The 20,423-nt window shown below is 49.1% G+C and carries 15 protein-coding genes; 10 read left to right on the top strand and 5 right to left on the bottom strand.

All coding sequences use genetic code 11. The features are described 5' to 3' along the window. Window positions 1–21: 21 nt before the first annotated feature. A complete protein-coding gene (locus HRU42_RS02615) occupies window positions 22–357 on the top strand; it encodes a hypothetical protein (RefSeq protein ID WP_295028782.1) in 336 nt (111 codons plus the stop codon). Between the two features lie 111 nt (window positions 358–468). On the opposite strand, the gene HRU42_RS02610 is transcribed toward HRU42_RS02615, so the two are convergent. Next, window positions 469–594, bottom strand: coding sequence for a hypothetical protein (locus HRU42_RS02610; RefSeq protein WP_295028780.1), 126 nt, complete (start codon window positions 592–594; stop codon window positions 469–471). 895 nt (window positions 595–1,489) lie between these two features. Here HRU42_RS02610 and HRU42_RS02600 point away from each other — a divergent pair. From HRU42_RS02600 to rraB, 5 genes are all read left to right on the top strand, one after another. Continuing rightward, complete coding sequence (locus HRU42_RS02600; RefSeq protein ID WP_295028769.1) at window positions 1,490–2,704, top strand: hypothetical protein; 1,215 nt, start codon at window positions 1,490–1,492, stop codon at window positions 2,702–2,704. After that, window positions 2,688–3,602, top strand: coding sequence for a zinc ABC transporter substrate-binding protein (locus HRU42_RS02595; RefSeq protein ID WP_295028767.1), 915 nt, complete (start codon window positions 2,688–2,690; stop codon window positions 3,600–3,602). The genes HRU42_RS02600 and HRU42_RS02595 overlap by 17 nt, the downstream gene beginning before the upstream one ends. Window positions 3,603–3,682: 80 nt before the next feature. Continuing rightward, window positions 3,683–4,486 carry a metal ABC transporter permease gene (locus tag HRU42_RS02590; protein ID WP_295028765.1) on the top strand — a complete coding sequence of 268 codons (804 nt, stop codon included), beginning with the start codon at window positions 3,683–3,685 and terminating at the stop codon, window positions 4,484–4,486. Between the two features lie 166 nt (window positions 4,487–4,652). Then, window positions 4,653–5,378: a 1-acylglycerol-3-phosphate O-acyltransferase gene (locus HRU42_RS02585; protein ID WP_295028763.1), complete on the top strand. Its 726-nt coding sequence runs from the start codon at window positions 4,653–4,655 to the stop codon at window positions 5,376–5,378. A gap of 178 nt (window positions 5,379–5,556) precedes the next feature. Beyond that, on the top strand, window positions 5,557–5,973 hold the full coding sequence (rraB, locus tag HRU42_RS02580; protein WP_295028762.1) for a ribonuclease E inhibitor RraB: 417 nt from the start codon (window positions 5,557–5,559) through the stop codon (window positions 5,971–5,973). A gap of 74 nt (window positions 5,974–6,047) precedes the next feature. On the opposite strand, the gene HRU42_RS02575 is transcribed toward rraB, so the two are convergent. Beyond that, the gene (locus HRU42_RS02575) at window positions 6,048–7,013 is read right to left on the bottom strand and encodes a sensor domain-containing diguanylate cyclase (protein WP_295028760.1); all 966 of its coding nucleotides are present in this window, start codon (window positions 7,011–7,013) and stop codon (window positions 6,048–6,050) included. Between the two features lie 13 nt (window positions 7,014–7,026). After that, a complete protein-coding gene (locus HRU42_RS02570; protein ID WP_295028758.1) occupies window positions 7,027–8,022 on the bottom strand; it encodes a response regulator in 996 nt (331 codons plus the stop codon). A gap of 212 nt (window positions 8,023–8,234) precedes the next feature. Between HRU42_RS02570 and HRU42_RS02565 the strand changes: the two genes are divergently transcribed. Next, window positions 8,235–9,041: a crotonase/enoyl-CoA hydratase family protein gene (locus HRU42_RS02565; RefSeq protein ID WP_295028756.1), complete on the top strand. Its 807-nt coding sequence runs from the start codon at window positions 8,235–8,237 to the stop codon at window positions 9,039–9,041. A 97-nt stretch (window positions 9,042–9,138) separates the two neighbouring features. On the opposite strand, the gene HRU42_RS02560 is transcribed toward HRU42_RS02565, so the two are convergent. Continuing rightward, entirely contained in the window at window positions 9,139–10,077 is a 939-nt protein-coding gene (locus tag HRU42_RS02560) for a DUF3530 family protein (protein ID WP_295028754.1), read from the bottom strand. A gap of 147 nt (window positions 10,078–10,224) precedes the next feature. Next, window positions 10,225–13,131, bottom strand: a complete 2,907-nt coding sequence (gene rapA, locus HRU42_RS02555; RefSeq protein ID WP_295028752.1) for an RNA polymerase-associated protein RapA — start codon at window positions 13,129–13,131, stop codon at window positions 10,225–10,227. Window positions 13,132–13,538: 407 nt separating this feature from the next. On the opposite strand from rapA, the gene HRU42_RS02550 reads away from it, so the two are divergent. The 3 genes from HRU42_RS02550 to HRU42_RS02540 form a co-directional block, all read left to right on the top strand. Continuing rightward, complete coding sequence (locus HRU42_RS02550) at window positions 13,539–14,933, top strand: PhoH family protein (RefSeq protein WP_295028750.1); 1,395 nt, start codon at window positions 13,539–13,541, stop codon at window positions 14,931–14,933. 286 nt (window positions 14,934–15,219) lie between these two features. Next, a complete protein-coding gene (locus HRU42_RS02545; protein WP_295028748.1) occupies window positions 15,220–18,927 on the top strand; it encodes a response regulator in 3,708 nt (1,235 codons plus the stop codon). A 217-nt stretch (window positions 18,928–19,144) separates the two neighbouring features. Continuing rightward, the coding region (locus HRU42_RS02540) for a DUF5117 domain-containing protein (protein WP_295028746.1) at window positions 19,145–20,423 on the top strand (1,279 nt) is incomplete at its 3' end.

Genomic DNA, 20,423 nt, shown 5'->3' with positions numbered 1-20,423 from the left:
TAAGCGAAAGAGAGCCTGTCTGTGTTATGTACTCATTGTAGTAAGGCGTTTGGTGCCAATGCGGTCAAAGACCAGCGTGGTAAGGGGTTAAACGGGCAGATTCAATGTCCCCATTGTGATGCCTGGTTAGGTAATAATCCTATTCTCACAGGTTTAAAAATCGCCGCCTTCTATTCTGGATTAGCTGCTTTAGTCTATGGTTATTTTGAGCCCGAGATGCGAGGTTTCACTACACCTCTGGCCATAGTGGCTGTGATTGTATTACTGATCAGCCATATGATGGATCACCTAAGAGTGACTCAAGCGCCTGAGGTTAAAGAGGTCGACGATAGCGAGCATAGGCAGAAGTATCGCTAACTCTGGTTGAATATGAACGAGAACTCGCCACTGTGTGGTTTAGGTGAGGGCTGCTAGGGGAAACATCGCAGCGATGACTCGCATCACTGCTCATATATGCATTGAAAAGCGTTAATCAATAACCGTAACTTGCGCTTCCAATGCGGCATCGACATAGTAGATCCCGCCGCCTATGGCGATGAAGAAAAAGGCAGTCCAAAAGATCATTTTACCGTTTTCACGTAGGAACTCTAACATGGTGTTTACTCCCCTGATGGGTTTACGCTCGCTCAAATAGGATTAGCTTATTTAGCTATCTGGGGTAATTTTAGACTTTAGAGCTTAAGTCAGTATTAATTGTGTGCCAGCATTGAGTGATGGCGATCATATTCTATTATGATATTTTTCAATTAAGATCGCCAGTTATACATCTTTCCTCGCCACTGACTCATTTTTGCTTACATTTTTTTGGTGAGTTTTACCTGGTTTTATCACAATCGTAACTTGACTTAACTCCCTGTTTGCATAAAATCGAATGCGCTTTTACCCTGTCTCGATTCGGGGCGAGGCTATTAATTTGTGTCTTCAACGGTGGTATTCATGGTCAATAATAGTGTGAGACGAGGAGTTGCTTTATGGCTATCAGCCATATTGATCTGCCTGTCGTTTGCCGCTTCTGTCCATAGTGTTGAACATATAGATCATGGTGTCCAGGGTCACTGTACCCTCTGTTTTCATAAACATCAGCTTAATAAACTCTTACCTAGTTCTCCATTTACCCTTCCGGCCGCAATTCAAACCTATGAATCCGTCGCCTATCGGGTATGTGAGCGTCTGGCGTCACATGTCAGCGTTTTCCGCAGTCGCGCTCCTCCTGTCGTGTAAATCAAATCAATTTCAGTTAACTAGTTTCAATCGTGAACTCATTTTTTGGGCGGGATGACGGTACTTGTTGTACCTGTCTGGCACCCTATCAAGTTGTTAAGGCCAAGCCAAACCCGGCCTGACTACAGCTATTGGGGCTATAGCTCCTTGGCTTGAGCGTGCGTCTGTCTAGTTAACCCCAGTAATACGATTTTTTTGATTTAGTCCACCTGACATCAAATGTTGATGAACATGTTAGGGGACCCAGTGCTGTATTTTGGAGAAACAAATGACCGTTTTAAATAACCGCGTAACTCGCGTGGCCGCTGCATGTGCCTTTTTTACCACCTCTGCTCTGGCAGCAGATCCGACGCTGACAAATCCGGCGATCAGTGCCGTGCTCGATGGTTACTATCAAAACACCGATCGTCCTATGGCTGAGCGTGGCGAGGGCTTCGGCTTAGGGCACACCGAGATTGCCATGAGTGCCAATATCGACGATATGTTTTACGGTAAATTGACCGCGGTAATTGAGGTGCACGAGGGGGAAACTGAGCTGGGCCTGGAAGAAGCCTTCATTCAAACCTTGGCCATGCCGGGGGGATTCTCTATCCGTGCGGGTCGTTTCCTGTCCGATGTGGGTTACTTGAACAATCAACACGTTCATACTGACGCCTTCTCGGACCGTCCTGCCGCATATCGTGCCTTCCTCGGCAGTCATTATTTCGATGACGGTGTGCGTCTAAGCTATGTGGCACCTACGGATCTCTACTGGACCATGGGTTTGGAGAGTTTTAAGGGCGACAGCATGCGCGCCGCGGGTGAGGAACATGATGAACATGATGAACATGATGACCAGGTTGATGCAGATTATAAGACCATAGGCATCTATACCGCCTTTACCAAGATAGGTGGCGATATCGGCAATGGCTCATGGCAGGCTGGTCTAAGTTACATGCGCAACGAGAATGGTCGCCTGGTCGAAGGTGAGCACGAAGAGCATGGCGCATTGGCAGCCGAGAACGAGGGGCACGACCATAGCCACAGCGCTACCTTTACCGGTGAGAACACCTATATTGCCGATTTCGTCTATAAGTGGGCGCCGAACGGCAACTACAAGTATCAACACCTCACCATCAGTGGTGAATACTTCAGGGTGACAGACTTTGCTCCCCTCGAAGATGATCATGACCATCCTTCGGCCGACAGTGTCGATGATATGCAAGGCTGGTATCTGAGCAGTGTGTATCAGTTTAGTCCAAGCTGGTCCGCCGGTGTGCGTTATGGTGAGACCGATGTCCAGGAGTTTCATGGGGATCATTTCGATGGCCAGAAATTAAAGGAAACCGAGGTCAGCCTAGCTTGGCATCAGAGCCATTTCTCTACGGTTCGTCTGCAGTACACCAATCAGCAAGGCACCAATTACTTCGGTATCGAAGATGATAATGTGATCACTCTACAATACGTTATGACTCTGGGGGCTCACGGTGCGCATCAATTCTAAGTTAGTAAAGTCGGCTATCGCCGCAATAGTAGTGAGTTATTCGAGCGTGGCATCTGCCGAATTAAATATCTTTGCTTGCGAGCCTGAGTACGCGGCTCTGGCGAAGGAGTTGGCACCCAATGCCAAGATATATTCGGCGACGACTGCGATGCAAGACCCTCATCAGGTGCAAGCCAGACCCAGTCTGATAGCTAAGATGCGCCAGGCGGATATCGCTGTCTGTGCCGGCGCCGATCTGGAGATCGGTTGGCTGCCTATGCTGCAGATGAAGTCATCTAACGCTAAGGTTCGCTCAACTGATCAGGGTCTCTTCTTTGCCGCCGAGCAGGTGGACACCTTAGGCCAGCTTAAGTCTGTGGATCGAAGCATGGGCGATGTTCACGCTAAGGGGAACCCTCACCTTCACTTCTCACCAGAGCGGATGTTGGCGGTGGCGCAGGCACTTACGGCTAAGCTCACAGCCATAGATCCCGCCAGCAAGGCGGATTATGAGTCTGCCTTGACTGATTTTAGCCAGAGGTGGACTGCTGCTATGCCGGTTTGGGAGTTGAAAGCTGCGCCTCTGCATGGCATGAAGGTCATCGCCTATCACTCCAGCTTCAAATATCTGTTCGATTGGGTTGGCATAGAGCAAGTTGCCGATCTCGAGCCTAAGCCTGGCCTACCACCGAGTAGCAGTCACCTTGCGAGTCTGCTGACACGAACGGAAGCGGGTGATGTGATGGCGATTATCCTGGCATCTTATCAGGATGAGCGTGGCGCTCATTGGCTGGGGGATCGTGCTAATTTACCGGTTCAGGTGCTACCCATGTCAGTGGGTGGCAACGAGCAGAGCCAAGATCTCTTCAGCCTCTACGACAGTGTGTTAGATCTCTTACTGAGCGTAAAAGCTAGCTAGAGAGACTCGATATAAGGGCAGAGGTTTGGCCACTGCCCTTATCTTCTATTCGATTACCTTCAACAAGCGAGTATTCGCCCATGTTTGATATTCATTTAATCTCAATACTCCTGCCTGCATTAGCGGCGGGTGTGCTGGTGTTGTCGACCCATGTGTTACTCGGTCAGCAGGTGCTCAAGCGGGGCATTATTTTCATCGATCTTGCGATTGCGCAAGTGGCTGCATTGGGCGCGATTGTCGCCCACCTCAATCATGATATTGAGCATCTTCCTTTCTCTAATGTGTGGATGCCGGCCCTGTTTGCCCTCGCCGGAGCTGGGTTTATTGCCTGGTTATCTAAGTGTATGGCCGATGAACTCGAGGCGATAATTGGCTGTTTCTATGTGCTGTCTGCCGTGGCTGCCATGTTGCTCTTGTCCAACGATCCCCATGGGGCAGAGATGCTTAAACAATTGTTGTCGGGGCAAATACTCTGGGTCAACTGGTCACAACTTATCTGGCCTGCTTGTGTCTCCGCGCTGGTATTAGCCGTGGTGTTCTTCAAGCCTAAGCTGCTCGATGGCAGTGGTTTCTATATCCTGTTCGCCATAGTGATCACCTTATCGGTGGAGTTGGTTGGCGTCTATCTGGTATTTAGTACCTTGATATTACCCGCCCTCGCGGTCAATAAGTTTGGCTCTAGATACAGGTTGGGGGCTGCTTACATGGTAGGGCTGGCGGGTTACATTCTTGGTTTACTTCTTTCTGCCACCCTAGATCTGCCGAGCGGCGCCGCCATAGTGGCCACGCTTGCGGTCTGTGCCATCCTGTTCAGGCTGGTACTGAGTTTGACCAAAAAGTCCGCTCAGCCAGTCGCTATGCAGGTTAAGATTAACCAAAACTAGGCTAATGCTTCTGGATGCGATTATGCACCTTGTCAGATAATCGCGTTATTTTAGTCTGTTTACTCTAATTGATACATATCAGTCCCGGGCTACAAACGTAAACAAAATATTGAGTCATGCCCTCTTGCTGGCTATAATGACGCGATTAGAATCATGGGAGTGTGTTGTGCTGTTAATCCTCAGATCGTTGATATTAGCTGTGATGCTGTTGCTAGCATTTGTTTTTGGTGGCCTTTTTTGTTTGCTTAGGCCTCGTCATCGAGATAATGTACACATGTTCGCTAAGATATTTTCCTATGCCGCGCCTGTGTTAGGCATCAAGGTCATAGTGCGTAAGCCTAGTTTAGGCTTGAAAGATGAGCCTTGTGTCTATCTCGCCAATCACCAAAACAACTACGATATGTTCACTCATACCGCAGCTGTGCCTAAGGGAACCGTGAGTTTGGGCAAGAAGAGCCTCGCCTGGGTGCCTTTCTTCGGTCAGATATACTGGTTATCGGGCAATATCCTCATCGACAGAAAGAACCGTAATAAAGCCTTCGAAACCATGGCGGAAACAGCCAGGAAGATTAAAGATAAGTGCCTATCTATCTGGATCTTTCCCGAAGGTACACGTTCCAAAGGTAAGGGCTTGCTGCCGTTCAAATCAGGTGCCTTCCATACTGCAATCGAAGCCGGTGTCTCTATGGTACCCGTATTAGCCTCCTGTCAGGGGCATATCAAGATGAATCGTTGGAACAATGGCGTGGTCATCATAGAGATGATGGAGCCTATCGAGACCAAGGGCTTAGCTAAGAAGCAGGTCAAGGAGCTGTCATCACGTATCCACGCGCTTATGTCGGCTCGCTTGACTCAACTTAACCAGGAAGCATCGGCGCTAATGGCCAAGTAGGCCAAATGGGTCGATAGTCGATAAACAAGCCTCCATTGTCGGAGGCTTGTTTGTGTCTGGATTAATGCCATTTCCTTGCCTACATCCTTGTTAACTCCTGCTCAATGATCACTTACTTAATGGAACTGGTATTAGCTATGGTATATAATTTGCCGAGATTTTTTATTGGGAGTCATCCATGTCAATTGAGCGTTTACTTAAGGCACAGCAACAAGAAAACCAAGAGATAGTCGATGCTATTCTTGGTGATGGTTCACATCCGGATGCCGACTACACAATTGAGCATCACTTTTCATCGACTAACTTCGAACGCCTGGAAAAAGCGGCAGTAGATGCGTTTAAATCAGGTTTTGAAGTCAATGATGCCGAAGAGATGGAGCTCGACGATGGCTCTGTTATCTACTGTTTCGATGCCGTCGCAAGCCATAAGCTTGAAGTTGAACTGCTCGATCAGGCTTGTGAAGCCCTATTAACGTTAGCGGCTAAGCAAAAAGTCGACTATGACGGCTGGGGTACGTATTTCATCGATGAAAACGGTGATGAGGTGCGCGACGAGGAGTTTGAAGATGAAGACGAAGAAGATATCATCCATTAGACGCTAATCGCTATCCCATGAAAGGCCCATTATGGGCCTTTTCTGTTTGCGTCAATCGATTGTTTATAAGCTGTTTATGCCTTGGCCTTATAGATCACACAATTGTTACGCCCCGCCTTCTTGGCTTCATAAAGGGCTTGATCGGCAAATGATAACCATTGGCCACTGTTGCAGACCTGCTCTTGTAGATCGCTGATCCCCATGCTGACAGTGACCTTGATAGGCACGCCCTCATAAACCAGTTCGGTAGTTTCAATTTTATGGCGTAAACGATCGGCGAAGTTAAGGGCTTCTTGGGCACTGGTTTTCGCCAGCACCACAGAAAACTCTTCACCACCATATCGACCCGCGCAATCGGTTTCACGTAGAGACTGCTGAAGCAGGTGGGAGATATGTTGAATCACCTTATCACCTGCCATATGGCCATAGGTATCATTAACCCTCTTGAAATGATCGATATCGAACATGACCAGACTGGTCTTATCACCATAACGGGCGTGGCGATCGAACTCTTTCTGCATGCATATCTGCCAGTATCTGCGGTTATGCAGCTGAGTCAATCCATCGGTCTGACTCAAATGCTCTAAACGCTCATTGACGGCCTTTAGCTGTAATTTGTTGATGGCAACATCGGTCACATCGTAAACAATCATGCTGATGTGGGTGATCTGTCCCGTGAGCGAGGAGAGGGGCAACAGAGTGACATTTTGGTACATAAAATCTGCTCGTCCTGTGATGGGACGATAGTTTTTAAATTTAAACACATAGGGTCGCTGTTCCCAGCTGATGAATGCCCGGTTCTTGAGTAAAAAAACCGATTCCATCTTACGTTTCAGCCAGTCGGCGGGAAGGTAATCGAACTGTTCAAACAGATTGGACCCCTTGATAGAGTTAGGCGAGACTCCACTATGGTTCTCCATGAAGCCATTCCAAAGCTGAATATCAAAGTTTTTATCTAATACTACCAAGCCAACTTCTATGGTTTGAACCATATCGATTAACCAGTGGAGTTCGTTCATTGCGCTTTGGTCATATGCCATAGATGGATCCAACCTAATCTAACAGATAGCCGAGCTTAGAATTGAGCGTCGGTAATGAGTCTTCGGTAAACAGTAAGAGCAGATCACATTGGATATCATGACCTTCGATTTGATAATTTATCTCCATGGCCAAGGTGCGAGACCACTTCTCCGAATTATCATGGATCAGATCGTTCACTGTGCAATGGCGTCCGAGTACCACGGGATGACCTTGGCTGAATTTCATTTGCAGTTGTTCGGAAATGCCATTGAGAAAGGCGCCAATCAATACGTTCCCTGTATCTATCATGACCTCTATCTCGGTATTCTTATCTTCGGGATTGGCGAGTCCCATTAATTTCGCCATATCTTTAAAGGACGAGTCATGGAACAGGAGTAATGCCTCTCCGGCGATTCCTGCACCGATAAAGCCTTGGCATAGTGCGGAAACCGTACTGTGTTCTTCGGTGGCTTTGAGGGTCATGGTCAGTTCGCTGACCTCGAGCACGTTTACATTTGGGATAGGTAATAGCACGAACACATCGAGCAACTTGGCCAGCAGATCGGCCGCGCGTCCCATGGCGACATTGGCTACCTCCCGACAGGCGTCAAGTAGGTCCACTTCGATCATTGGGCTGTCAGCAACCTCATCGCCTAATGCAATGGTGAGAATGCCATACTCTTGTAATATGTTACTGATAGCATCGGCGCTAACAGGTTTCTGGATAAAGTCCAGCGCACCCAGCGCCTTGACCCGTTCATGGGCTTTTATCTGAATATCACCCGAAACGACTATGACTAGAGCGGGGAGATCTTCTTGCTGTATGGTTTGCAGTACTTCATAGCCATCCATGACAGGCATGTTGAGATCGAGAAAAACAACTTCACCCTTGCCCGCTCGAATTGCCTCAATACCTTCGGCACCATTATTTGCAAACGTGATGTCGATGTCCCATTCTTTGGGGAGTGTTCGCGCCATCTGTTTTCTGGCTAGCGCGGAATCATCGCATATCAGTACCGGGATCGACATTATCGTTTTAACATCCTAATCTGCTCATAAATTCAAGATAACACTTATTTTATTATATCATTTTTTGCCTATCGGCAAGAGTCCAAAGCGGAATAATATGCCATTTTTTTGACGCAGGTCAAATTTTCTTTGCATGTTATCCCCATTAGTTAAATTATCCAAATATGTTAACCTCATAATCTGGACTGACCAGTTTAATGGTAGAGGATAATATGGCAAGGAAGTTCGTTCAGTTAAACATTAATAATCAGGTGGCCCATGTCATCTTAAATCGGCCGGAAAAATGCAATGCGCTAAATTTCGATATGTTCCGTGAACTCGATGAGGTGATAGGTGAAATAAAGCGCGACCGCTCGGTTCGTGGGGTTATTCTCTCGGGGAGTGATGGCAACTTTAGTTCAGGCTTAGATGTGAAGAGCGTGATTAAGTCACCCATGCAGGCGGTGAAGCTGTTGTTTAAGTGGCTTCCGGGCAATGCCAACCTGGCCCAGAGGGTCTCAATTGGCTGGCGCAGACTCCCCGTACCTGTTATCGCCGTGCTTGAGGGGGTGTGTTTTGGTGGTGGCATGCAGATCGCCCTTGGCGCAGATTTTCGCATAGCGGCTTCTGATGCACGTATGTCGGTCATGGAAGCTAGGTGGGGACTCGTCCCAGATATGGCGGGTCTCGCCTCTTTAAGGGAAGTGGTATCTAAGGATCAGGCACTACTGCTAACGATGACGGCTGGGGTGCTCAGTGCACAAGATGCCTTGTCTAAAGGCCTGGTGACTGAAGTCGTCGATGAGCCTATGGCGCGAGCGATCGAGTTAGCCGCAGTCTTAGTTAAGACCTCACCGGACGCCAACGCGGCAATTAAGCTGAGTATAAATAACAGTTGGAGCTCGAGCATCCGCAGCTTGTTATCCCGGGAGTCGTTCAGCCAAATAAGGTTACTGCTGGGGAAAAATAGGCTGATAGCGGCAAAACGGCAAACAAGCGAACCGGAGAAGGCCTATAAAGACAGGCAAGCCAGATGGTAAACACCAATGGACTCTTGGCTACTGGATTAGTCTTAGGAAGAACGTGAAGCGGATGATTAAGCTTTGCTGCTATGTTATCGAGCCTAAGTACTAGGGCCTAATTTCTAGGGCCTTGGCTTATTCGTAATGCAAAGCCCTCGATGGACTTCAAGGCTGTCTCCCAGGACATGGGATTATTGAGGTTAAGTGCCAATCTCTGCTGACTGTATCGATAGGGTGCATTTTGCGGCGATAGCTCGGCTCTCATATGAACCGTCGCAGCAGAGGCTCTATGGCCATCGAAAGATTGGATATCCAGTACGGGTATGTCTAACTCTGCCAGTTGCTTAGCTAGCGCCATATTCTCATCTTTCAGCTGCAGATAAGGGTTGATCAGCACCAGTATGTCGGGCTTAACCAAGAGGTTTTTACTTATCATGGCTAGGGTTAATCCGGCGCCCTGTCCGCTGGTTATCAATAAACGTTTACCCGGATAAGGGGCGCCTATTGCGTCGAGCTGGTTCATGCTCTGACTGATGAACAGGCTCTGTTTGTCACGAATATCTTGCCAGACTTCATCTGAGTATTGCTCAGTTGCTTCATTGGCTTTTTGATTTCCCTTCATCTCACCGACCTTGGCGATCTCTGCTGCGGAGGTGGCAAAATTAGGTGTCGCTATTTTTTTAGGTGGCGTTATCGCGACAGTTGCCCAGCCCGCAGGGTTCAATTTTCGTCTCAAATAGGCTTGAAATCCAGCGCCATCGGCACTCATGCCCGGATTAGCGAGTAAGATGGCTATGCCCAATTTTTTCTTGCCACTCCAAGATCTAACTAATACTTCAGTCTGCTGTGCCCCTACGATTATTTCCATGACCTCCTCCTTGGGGAGGTACGCATATTTGCTCGGCTTAGGGGCTTTATCCTCAACCTTGCTCGCTTTGGCCATAGCTTGGTTAGGTGAGGTATCTTGGGGATCGGCAGCAATGACGGTAACGCTCACAGATAGGCATAAGGCGCTAAGAAGCAGAACGAGTACCTGAGATGGGATAGAAGGCATAGACGGATAGCTGAATGGGTTTGAGATCTATAAAGTATAACAGGATCGCGAGGCGATTGAGGCAAAAGTCTAATTTATACCGGCAGGTATTCGTTATAGAAAACGACTAGACCTTAGGTTCTCGAACCTAAGGTCTAGTCGTCTATGTTAAGCGTGACTCACTAGTACCAGACGTACGGCATCGAGTTGCAGCAAGCTATCATCCAAGTAACCATTGAGTTCGGTCATCTGATCCTTGAGGTGAGTTAACTCTTCGTCACGAATGTTAGGGTTAACCGCCTTGAGTGCTTCGAGACGCTCGAGCTCCACCGTGAGCTGAGAAGTCATTTTGGCTCTGGCAGTCTCCACCAGCAGTTTAAGCTCGGTCTGTGCAAACTCTTCTCCCTTAGCAAATAAGGGATGTAAAACGGTCTGAGAGGCATTGACCAGCTTACTGGCTATGTGTCGATTGACCGCACTGAGCTGCTTATTGAAGCCTTCGTAGGTGACGTTGTCAGACAAGTTGTTACCGTTTTTGTCCAGTAAGATACGCACAGGTGTCGGCGGCAGATAGCGATATAGCTGGCTAGATTTAGGTGCCGAGGCATCGGCCATGTAGATCAGTTCGAGGAAGATGGTACCCGCAGGGAGTGCCTTATTCTTCAATACCGCCACGCTGGTGCTACCCGTCTCAGATGAAGTGATCAGGTCTAAACCTGTCTGGACCAGAGGATGTTCCTGGGTGATAAGGGCTATATCATCACGAGACAGGGCCACTTCTCTATCGAAGGTGATCGTCATGCCATCTTCAGATAATCCCGGATAGGTCGGGAACATCATATGTTCACTGGTCTTGAGCACTATGGTGTTTTCACCGCAGTCTTCCTGCTCGATGCCTATGATGTCCCATAAACGGATAACCGAGCCGATGAGTTGTGTGTCTTCATCACGTTCTGCCAGACGTTGCACTAGCTTAGCGGCGCGATCGCCGCCATGAGAGTTGATCTCAAGCAGCTTATCCCGGCCTTGTTCCATCGCAATCTTCAGCTCTTGGTAACGGGTCTTAGTATTGCTGAGTAATTCTTGAAGCGCCGTCTCATCTGGTGTGATCAACTGTGAAAGCAGAGACTCAGAAAATTCGCTGAAGAGAATGTGTCCACTGGGGCAGGTCTGCTCGAACGCATTGAGTCCCTGGTGATACCACTGCATCAGACACTCTTGGGCCGTGCCTGCCAAATAAGGCAAGTGGATCTCGACATCCTTGTTTTGACCGATACGATCTAAACGGCCAATGCGTTGCTCCAGTAGATCCGGATTCAGGGGCAGATCAAACAGGACTAGTTGGCTGGCAAACTGGAAGTTTCGACCCTCGGAGCCAATTTCGCTGCAGATGAGTGCCTGAGCACCACCGGTTTCCTGAGCAAAGTAGGCGCCGGCCTTATCACGTTCGATGATCGACATGCCTTCATGGAACACGGTCGCTTGTATGCCTTCACGCGTACGCAGGGCCTCTTCCAGGCTGAGGGCGGTTTCTGCCTGGCTGGCAATAATCAGCACCTTCTTGCTACGGTTGGTCTTCAAAAACTCGATGAGCCAATCGACTCTAGGATCGAATTTCCACCAACTGGCGCTGCTGTTCTCAAAATCCTGATAGATTTTTTCAGGGCTCAGGGCCTGTTTGACCTTAGCGGCTGTATCTAGGTGGCCATTCATCATGGCGCTGACTCGTGCGGCGGTCACATATTGGCTCGGTATCGCTTGTGGGTGTGTATGTAAGATACGTGTCGGGAAGCCTTTAACCGATGCTCGGCTGTTACGGTAGAGCACACGGCCTGTGCCATGTCTGTCCAACAGATCTTGCAACAGCTCATCTCGGGCGGCTTGTTGCTGATCCACATCGGCGTCGCTTGCCTGAATTAACTCCAGCGTCGCGCCGATATTTTTCTCACTGAGCAGGCTCGTCAACTGGGCAACTGCGTCGCTGGTGAGCGGGTCGCCACTGGCGAGCGCTTCGGCGGCACTGGCAACATCCTGATAGCTTTTTTCCTCTTCGAGGAAGGCGTCATAATCGTAGAAACGATCGGGATCGAGCAGGCGTAATCTGGCAAAATGACTCTGATGACCCAGTTGATCCGGCGTTGCTGTCAGCAGTAATACGCCTGGTACGGCTTCACTCAGGGCCTCAACGATACGGTAAGCGCGGCTAGGCGCGTCTTCGGTCCACTCCAGGTGATGCGCTTCATCGACAATCATAAGATCCCAATCGGCATCTATGGCTTGTTCCAGGCGCTTCTTCTTGCGCAATAGCTCCAGTGAGCAGATCACCAGTTGTTCGGTATAAAATGGATTATCGTTATCGGCGTAGGCTTCGATACATCTGTCTTCATCGAATACAGAAAATTTAAGGTTGAAGCGGCGCAGCATCTCGACCAGCCATTGATGACGTAGGGTATCGGGAACGATAACCAGAATTCGCTCGGCGCGGCCGGTAAGTAGCTGCTGATGAATGATCAGTCCCGCTTCTATGGTCTTGCCCAGGCCAACTTCATCGGCGAGTAATACCCTAGGGGCAAAACGGCGACCCACTTCATGGGCGATCCACATTTGATGTGGGATCAGGCCGACTCTTGGTCCCTGTAATCCCAGAAGATCCGATGTGGCCAGCTTATTTCTCAATAATTGACTCTGGTAGCGGACGCCGAATCTGTCTAAGCGATCGATCTGACCGGCGAATAACCTGTCTTGAGGCTTATTGAATCTAACATTGTAGTTGAGTAAGGTTTCTCTGAGAGAGACTTGCTCACCGGTTTCGGTGTGAATTCCGTGGTAGGTAATGAGCTCATTCTTCTCTTCGAGCTCACTGACTGTCAGGCTCCAGCCTTCATGGCTTTCAATTTTATCGCCAGGATTATAAATAACTCGAGTCAGGGGAGCCTCGGCGCGCGAGAACAGCCTGTTCTCATCGGTTGCTGGAAACATTAGCGTGACCATACGGCCTTCTAATCCTACGACTGTACCTAAACCAAGTTCTGATTCGGTATCACTTATCCAGCGTTGACCTAAGGAAAAGGGCATTAACTATTTCTCATCTACGGGTGAACCACGAAAGGGCGCGTATTTTACCTAAACTCCCTCAAAGTGCAAGGATCTGAGCTTTTTCGAGAGGCTTAATCGACCCTATTTTGTGTCGAGCCTAAGCTTAATTAGTAAAAGTGCCGATTACAAATTATACCAGCAGTTTCTTTATCTGGAATTTGTCATATCAGTGAGATCTAACTAAGTGACTCTCAATTATAGAAAGTTCTAAGCAAGTGATTGAAGCGGCACTTCAATAGTGGCAGTATAAAATCAAGGTGATAGCTATTTGTTTACTCTTGGTTAACACTTAAGTTGATTACTCGACATTATTTTTAAAGGACTAATTTAAGGACTGGGAGCCGCGACAACATCACATCATATAGACAGGAATAATTGGAGGCGCCATGGAACAAGACGACAGAAAGTTGTTTGTACTGGATACCAATGTATTACTACACGAACCCTTAGCCATCTATTCGTTTAAGGAACACGATGTAGTTGTCCCCATGACAGTGTTGGAAGAACTGGACCAGATTAAAGACAGGAAACGAGACGTAAGCAGAGACGCACGGGTTGCCATCAGGGCGCTCGAAGACATACTCGGCGGTAAAACCACTCCAGAGCAGATACTTCAAGGGGTCAAATTACCTCGGCGAGAAGACCACGGTGAGGCCTGTGGCACCTTGTCCATCTTTCCCGACCATCAACTCGAGATGACCCATGCCTCGCTACCGGACAACAATAACGATAACCGCATCATCAACACAGCATTACATCTGCAAAAAAACCATCACCCCCGTAACGTCGTTCTGGTCACTAAAGATATCAACATGCGTCTCAAGGCCAAAGGGGCGGGCATAAAACTTGTCGAGGATTATCGCACCGATCAGCTCATCGATGATATTCGCTTCTTAACGACTGGGTTTCATCAATTCAAGGGGGACTTTTGGGAGCGCAAGGAGCACGTTACTACCGAGTCCCATGGACGCCATACCGTGCATACTGTGCCCACCCTCGAGGTCGGAGATGAGAATTTCTATATCAATCAATACTTGTTAGACGAAGACTCCAACTTCTGTGCCCGAGTGTTGGAGAAGACCAATGGGGATCTTAAACTGTTAGATCTCGGTAAAGATAGATTACTCAACATGGAGGCATGGGGCATACGTCCGAAGAATATTTATCAGGGCATGGCGATGCAGGCGCTGCTGGATCCGAATATTGACCTGGTGATCCTCACCGGGCCGGCGGGCTGTGGTAAGACACTATTGGCCATGGCCGCAGCGCTGGAGATGGTGGTGGAGAGAGGGCTCTACGATAAAATTATCGTCACGCGTAATACGCCTGAAATCGCCGAGTCCATAGGTTTTCTTCCCGGTACAGAAGAGGAGAAGATGACGCCTTGGCTGGCGGCAATTACCGATACCTTAGAGGTGCTGCATAAGAATGATGTCAATCCCAGTGGTAGCATGAACTACATCATGGACAAGGCCAATGTCCAGTTCAAGTCGATCAACTTTATGCGTGGTCGCTCGATACAGAACTCTGTGGTGATCCTCGATGAGTGTCAGAACCTGACGGCTTCACAGATTAAGACCATGATCACCCGCATGGGGGAGGGGACTAAGCTTATCTGTAGCGGTAATTTGTCACAGATTGATTCTAACTACCTCACCGCAGTGACATCTGGCTTGACCTATATCGTAGAGCGTTTCAAAGACTTCGAAGGCAGTGCCAACATCTATCTCAATGGGGTCGTACGTTCGCGTCTGGCCGAATTTGCCGAGGAGAACCTGTAAATTATCTGAGTTACTATTTTTTCGCCCTTAAAAATAAGGCCTCCATCTTCATGGTGGCCTTATTTATTAGCATATTGGCTTGAGAGCAAATATGTAGCAATAAGGTTAAATTTCAACCGTCTGTGTATCTGTCTGTAACCTAGGTGTTTATCCAGAGTCTTTATCTCACCTTAGTTATCTGATTAAACTAATATGGTGTATTCAATTCATCTATCTTCCTGATACTATACTGTTAATGAAATTTAAAGCCTGTGCAGGGAAATGCAGGCTGATTCAAGGGCCATGAATGAAATCGACTGAGCCAGATCTTCAATTGAAGTCGCCGATACAGAAAAACTATAATCGCGCTGTTTTTTATACCTATATTGGGGTGATCATCATGGCGCTGATCACCGCCTGGTTCTTCTTCGATCGGCAAAAATCTCAGCTTATGGAACAGAGAGAGGAGCAGGTGGATCGCCATGTGCTGCAGATCGACCTCTTGCTGGAATCGAGTATCCGCGCGGTCAAGAGCCTGAGGAACGTGGCCGTCGATCATCTCAGGCTAGGTGAACTGGTGCGTAAAGATCGCTTGCCTCAGTATGAGAAATTCAATGAGAGTGGCCAGTATTTTACCTTAGAGCCGAGTTACGCTCAGAGTGGCGAACCTTTTACCAACATGGGGCGCATCACAGGTGCCGGTTCCCTCAATGGCCGCAGCGAGAAGTTCTATCAGGAACTGGAGATGTTGTTCGAGTTATCGCTGTCCTTTCCCGTAGCAACCGAAGCCGCGCCCAAAGCCTCATCTATCTATTATATTTCCAAGCGCCGCATCATGTCTTATTTTCCCTGGCCCTCGGATGAGCAAAGATTCAGAGATGAGTTGCTCAATAAGAACCAGTTTCAGCTAGCGACGCCGGCGATGAATCCCCAGCGAAGCGTGTTCTGGAGCCCTGCGTACGTTGACCCGACCGGTAAAGGCTTGCTGACCACCTTAGGTGTGCCCATCTATCTGGAAGATGAATTTATCGGTTCGATCAACCTGGATATGACCCTGGCCTCGCTGGCGAGACAGATACGTCTCTACTTCAAGATGCCCGGCACTGTCATCTTGTTGGATCAGAAGAACAATATTCTTTCCCACAGCGATGATGATAACTCTGAGATTAGTCGTGTCTTCCATATCAGTCAGAAAATCCCCTCGGCGTTACACTCTATTCCTGAGTCTGAGCTGTTCGATGCCCATGAAGGTATCATCAGAAATGGCTACTACATCCACTCGGTAGCGCTGCAGAATGCCCCCTGGCGCCTGCTCTACCTGCAAGATCGAGATGATCTATTTAAGGATTCTTGGGAAAAGCTGGAACTGACCTTTATCTTAGTGGTGTTGGCCCTGTCGATACTGGTGACCATAGTTCACTGGCAGACCCGACGCTCATTCGTGAACCCGGCTTCCCTGCTGTTGACCCATCTTGAATCTTGCTCCCAGGAACCACGTAAGCCCCCCGAGCAGATCTCCCAAGGCTGGGGGCCCTGGTTCCAACTGGTGAGTCGGATCTTCGAAGAGAACCAACAGTATACCCGGCACCTGGCGGAGCAAAACCGGCGACTCGATAAGCTGGTGGCTCGCCGTACCGAGCGACTAAAAGAGACCACCGAGCGGCGAGAGCGTGAATATGCCTTGCTTAGGTCCTTGCTCGATGCTATCCCTGAGGCGATTGTCTTCAAGGATAAAGAGGGCAAGTACTTAGGCTGTAACAAGGCGGCCGAGCGCATGTTAGGTTACACCGAGAGTGAACTCATCGGCCTGGAATCGATAAAACTCACCTCTAAAGAACAGTCGGTGCGTATCAAGGCCGAAGATGAACGCGTACTGGCGGAACGTACTCCGCTTCGCTACCAGGAAAAAGTGGAACTCGCCGGTAAGCCGGTGCTACTCGATACCCTTAAGCTGCCCTTCTATAATCGACGCGGTGAGCTGCTAGGTTTGATCGCCGTCTGGCGAGATGTGACACGCGAATATGAGTCGGCCGAACAATTAAGATTATCGGAAGAGCGTTATCACCTAGCCATGGATGCGGTGGAAGATGGCCTGTGGGATTGGTATCTGGACTCGCAACAGATCATCTGTAATCCCGCTTACTACTCCATGCTTGGTTACAAGAGCAATGAGTTCCCGGCATTGGTTTCAACCATAGACGATCTGATTCATCCCGACGATAGGACCCGGGTGCAGGAGTATCGCGAGCAGTATCTTAGTGATCCTACCGGCGCCTTCGATGTCGAATTCAGGATGCGTGGCAAGAGTGGCCAGTATCACTGGTTACTCTCTCGTGGGCGTGTGGTTGAGTTTACTACCAATAATCAGCCTAAACGTATGGTGGGGACCCATAGAGATATTACCCGACATAAGAGTAACGAGGTGGCTCTGTTAGAAGCTAAGCAAGATGCCGAGTCTGCTAACGTGTATAAGAGTGAATTTCTGGCCAACATGAGCCACGAGATCCGCACGCCCATGAACGCCATTATCGGCATGTTACAGCTGGCTCAGCGAACAGATCTCACCCCGAAACAGCAAGATTACTTGGAGAAGGCGGGCTTCTCGGCCCAGTCTCTGCTTAGGATCATCAATGATATTCTCGATTTCTCTAAGATCGAGGCGGGTAAATTAGAGCTAGAGAGGGTGGCATTCCCGCTGGATAAGGTGCTGGATCATGCCCTGGATCTCAATGCGCTCAAGTCCCAGCAGAAGGGCGTCGAGTTACTACTCTACGCCCCGGTCACGGCCGGGTTAATTCTTGAGGGTGATCCCCTGCGCTTAGGTCAGGTGCTGATCAATATGCTCTCTAATGCGGTCAAGTTTACCCAAACGGGTGAGATAGAGTTGGGTTGTGAAGATGTGGGTGAGCGCGATCATCGCATCACTCTCAAGTTCTGGGTCCGTGATACCGGCATAGGGATCAATAATGAGCAACAGGCTAGCCTGTTCGATGCCTTCGCCCAAGCCGATGGATCCACCACACGTAAGTATGGTGGTACCGGTCTGGGTCTTTCCATCAGTAAACATCTGGTGTCCATGATGGGCGGTCAGATGCAGGTCCAGAGTGAGATGGGGGTCGGTAGTACCTTCAGTTTCACCATCAGCTTCGAGATCGCCGAAGAGGCCGAAGTTAGGCCTATGATAGTGCCGGAGCGTTTAGGCAATCTTACCACCTTAGTGGTCGATGATAATCCGACCGCACTGCAGATCTACTCCGCCGTGATGCGCGACTTCCACTTCGAGGTGGACACCGCGGCCAATGGCTCGGAGGCGCTATATAAACTGGAGAAATCATCGGTGGATCTTCTGCTGCTCGATTGGATGATGCCTGAGATGGATGGCATTCAGGTGATCGAAGAGCTGGATCGTATGGTGGCCGATGGTCGATTAGATAAGCGTCCTATCGTCATCATGATGACAGCCTATGCCGCAGAGCCCCTCAAGGAAGATGCGGAGCGCTCAAATATCTACGCCATGTTACAGAAGCCGTTTAAAGCCTCGGCTCTGTTCGATGAGATCATTGGCGCTTTCGCCGAAGAGCCTAAGGTCAGCTCTGTGATAGAAGTCGAAGTCGAAGAGGTGGTCGATACTCATGCGGGCGTGGTCTTGCTGGTAGAGGATAATCTTATCAACCAGCAGGTTGCGACCGAACTTCTTAAGAGCGCTGGCTACGAGGTCGATGTTGCCGATAACGGTCAAATCGCCATAGATATGCTGGCCGAGAAGGATTTTGATGCGGTACTCATGGATATTCAGATGCCGGTGATGGATGGGTTAACGGCAACAAGAGAGATCAGGAAGCACTTTAGTCTGCAGGAGCTGCCTATCATAGCCATGACGGCTCACGCTATGTCCGGCGATAGAGAGAAGAGCCTGTCGGCGGGGATGAATGCGCATATTACTAAGCCTATCGTGCTCAATGAGCTGTTCGATACCCTAAGTTATTGGATTAAACAGAAAGAGGAAGTGAATTAAGGGGGGGGTTATCTTGTGGGCCATTCTCGATAGGCAGAATTACGTTAACTTCCATAAGACTAGGCTAAATGAATGATTTACACTTGAGACTAAAGGGATAGCTGTTAAGCTATCCCTTTAGTATTTTTAGTGCGAAATTAGCACAGCAGTTAAAACAAAAATTAATATTGAATTGCTGAGTACTAAAGATCGTCTTAGCCGCATTCAAGGAGACCCAATGAAGCCCTATAATCTCGCATTGGCGATAGCACTTCTCTCTGTGCCCGCCATCGATGTCGTCGCTGCCCCAAGTAATAGCGCCACTATCATCAAGAAAAGCCAGTCTGCAAACGGCTTTATTAATTTGTTTTACGCTAAAGCCGATGGTGAGCTCTATCTGGAAGCGAACAAGCTAGAGCAGCCCTTCCTATTACTGACAAGTTTGCCCCATGGCGTCGGCTCCAACGATATTGGTCTAGATCGTGGTCAACTCGGCTATACCCGCATGGTGCAATTTGAGCGCCATGGTCCCTACTTGATCTTGAAGCAGCTCAATACTCACTATCGTGCCAATACCGATAACCTTGCCGAGCAAAGAGCGGTTAAAGAAGCCTTTGCCGAGTCAGTGCTATGGCGAGGCAAGATCATCGCGGGTAAGCGGGCTCTGGTGTCGATCAATGATCTGGTGATTAACGATCTTCACGGCATTTCCTCGGTGCTCGAAGACACTAAGCAGGGCAACTATCAGCTAGATAAAAGCCGTTCACTCATCTTACCCAAAGGAGTCAAGTCCTTCGAGCGTAACAGCGACGTGGATGTCTTGTTGACCTTCAACAGTGCCAAGGCGGGACCCTATGTGGCTCAGGTGACGCCCGATGCTAATCATATGTCGGTTCGTCTGCGTTACTCCTTCATTCAGTTGCCGGATGAGGGCTATGTGGCTCGCGATTACCACCCGATGAGCGGCTATCTGTCCGATGAGTATTTTGATTACGCGACTCAGGTTAATCAGGATATTCGTCAGCGTCATTTGCTGCGTCATCGCCTGCAAAAGGTGGATCCTGGATCTGAGCCAAGTGAAGTGATCGAACCTATCACTTACTACCTAGATCCTGGAGTGCCCGAACCAATTCGCAGCGCACTCTTAGAGGGAGCTGGCTGGTGGGAAGAGGCATTCGAACAGGCCGGATTTATCGGTGGCTTTAAGGTCGAATTATTACCAGAGGATGCCGACCCTCAAGATATCCGCTACAACGTGATCCAATGGGTACACAGGGCGACGCGCGGCTGGTCATATGGCTCGGCGATTGCCGATCCCAGAACCGGCGAGATCATCAAGGGCCATGTGACCTTAGGCAGCCAAAGGGTGCGACAGGATCATATGATTGCCCGCGGCCTCACTGCGGGTTGGGAGGATAGACAGGCCGCAGAAGATGCATCTATGGCACTTTCTCTGGCCCGAATTCGTCAGTTGGCGGCCCACGAGGTTGGCCACACCTTAGGTTTCGATCATAACT

Source organism: Shewanella sp. (genome assembly GCF_013214165.1).
Lineage (GTDB): Bacteria > Pseudomonadota > Gammaproteobacteria > Enterobacterales > Shewanellaceae > Shewanella.
The sequence above is the reverse complement of the archived record's forward strand: the minus strand, read 5'-3'. Positions and strand labels throughout refer to the sequence as shown.

What these genes read in the sequence shown, in the direction of transcription:
- HRU42_RS02610 (WP_295028780.1), bottom strand. Translation starts at nt 594, where the DNA reads ATGTTAGAGTTCCTACGTGAAAACGGTAAAATGATCTTTTGGACTGCC.
- HRU42_RS02600 (WP_295028769.1), top strand. Translation starts at nt 1,490, where the DNA reads ATGACCGTTTTAAATAACCGCGTAACTCGCGTGGCCGCTGCATGTGCC.
- HRU42_RS02590 (WP_295028765.1), top strand. Translation starts at nt 3,683, where the DNA reads ATGTTTGATATTCATTTAATCTCAATACTCCTGCCTGCATTAGCGGCG.
- rraB (WP_295028762.1), top strand. Translation starts at nt 5,557, where the DNA reads ATGTCAATTGAGCGTTTACTTAAGGCACAGCAACAAGAAAACCAAGAG.
- HRU42_RS02575 (WP_295028760.1), bottom strand. Translation starts at nt 7,013, where the DNA reads ATGGCATATGACCAAAGCGCAATGAACGAACTCCACTGGTTAATCGAT.
- HRU42_RS02570 (WP_295028758.1), bottom strand. Translation starts at nt 8,022, where the DNA reads ATGTCGATCCCGGTACTGATATGCGATGATTCCGCGCTAGCCAGAAAA.
- HRU42_RS02565 (WP_295028756.1), top strand. Translation starts at nt 8,235, where the DNA reads ATGGCAAGGAAGTTCGTTCAGTTAAACATTAATAATCAGGTGGCCCAT.
- HRU42_RS02560 (WP_295028754.1), bottom strand. Translation starts at nt 10,077, where the DNA reads ATGCCTTCTATCCCATCTCAGGTACTCGTTCTGCTTCTTAGCGCCTTA.
- rapA (WP_295028752.1), bottom strand. Translation starts at nt 13,131, where the DNA reads ATGCCCTTTTCCTTAGGTCAACGCTGGATAAGTGATACCGAATCAGAA.
- HRU42_RS02550 (WP_295028750.1), top strand. Translation starts at nt 13,539, where the DNA reads ATGGAACAAGACGACAGAAAGTTGTTTGTACTGGATACCAATGTATTA.
- HRU42_RS02545 (WP_295028748.1), top strand. Translation starts at nt 15,220, where the DNA reads ATGAAATCGACTGAGCCAGATCTTCAATTGAAGTCGCCGATACAGAAA.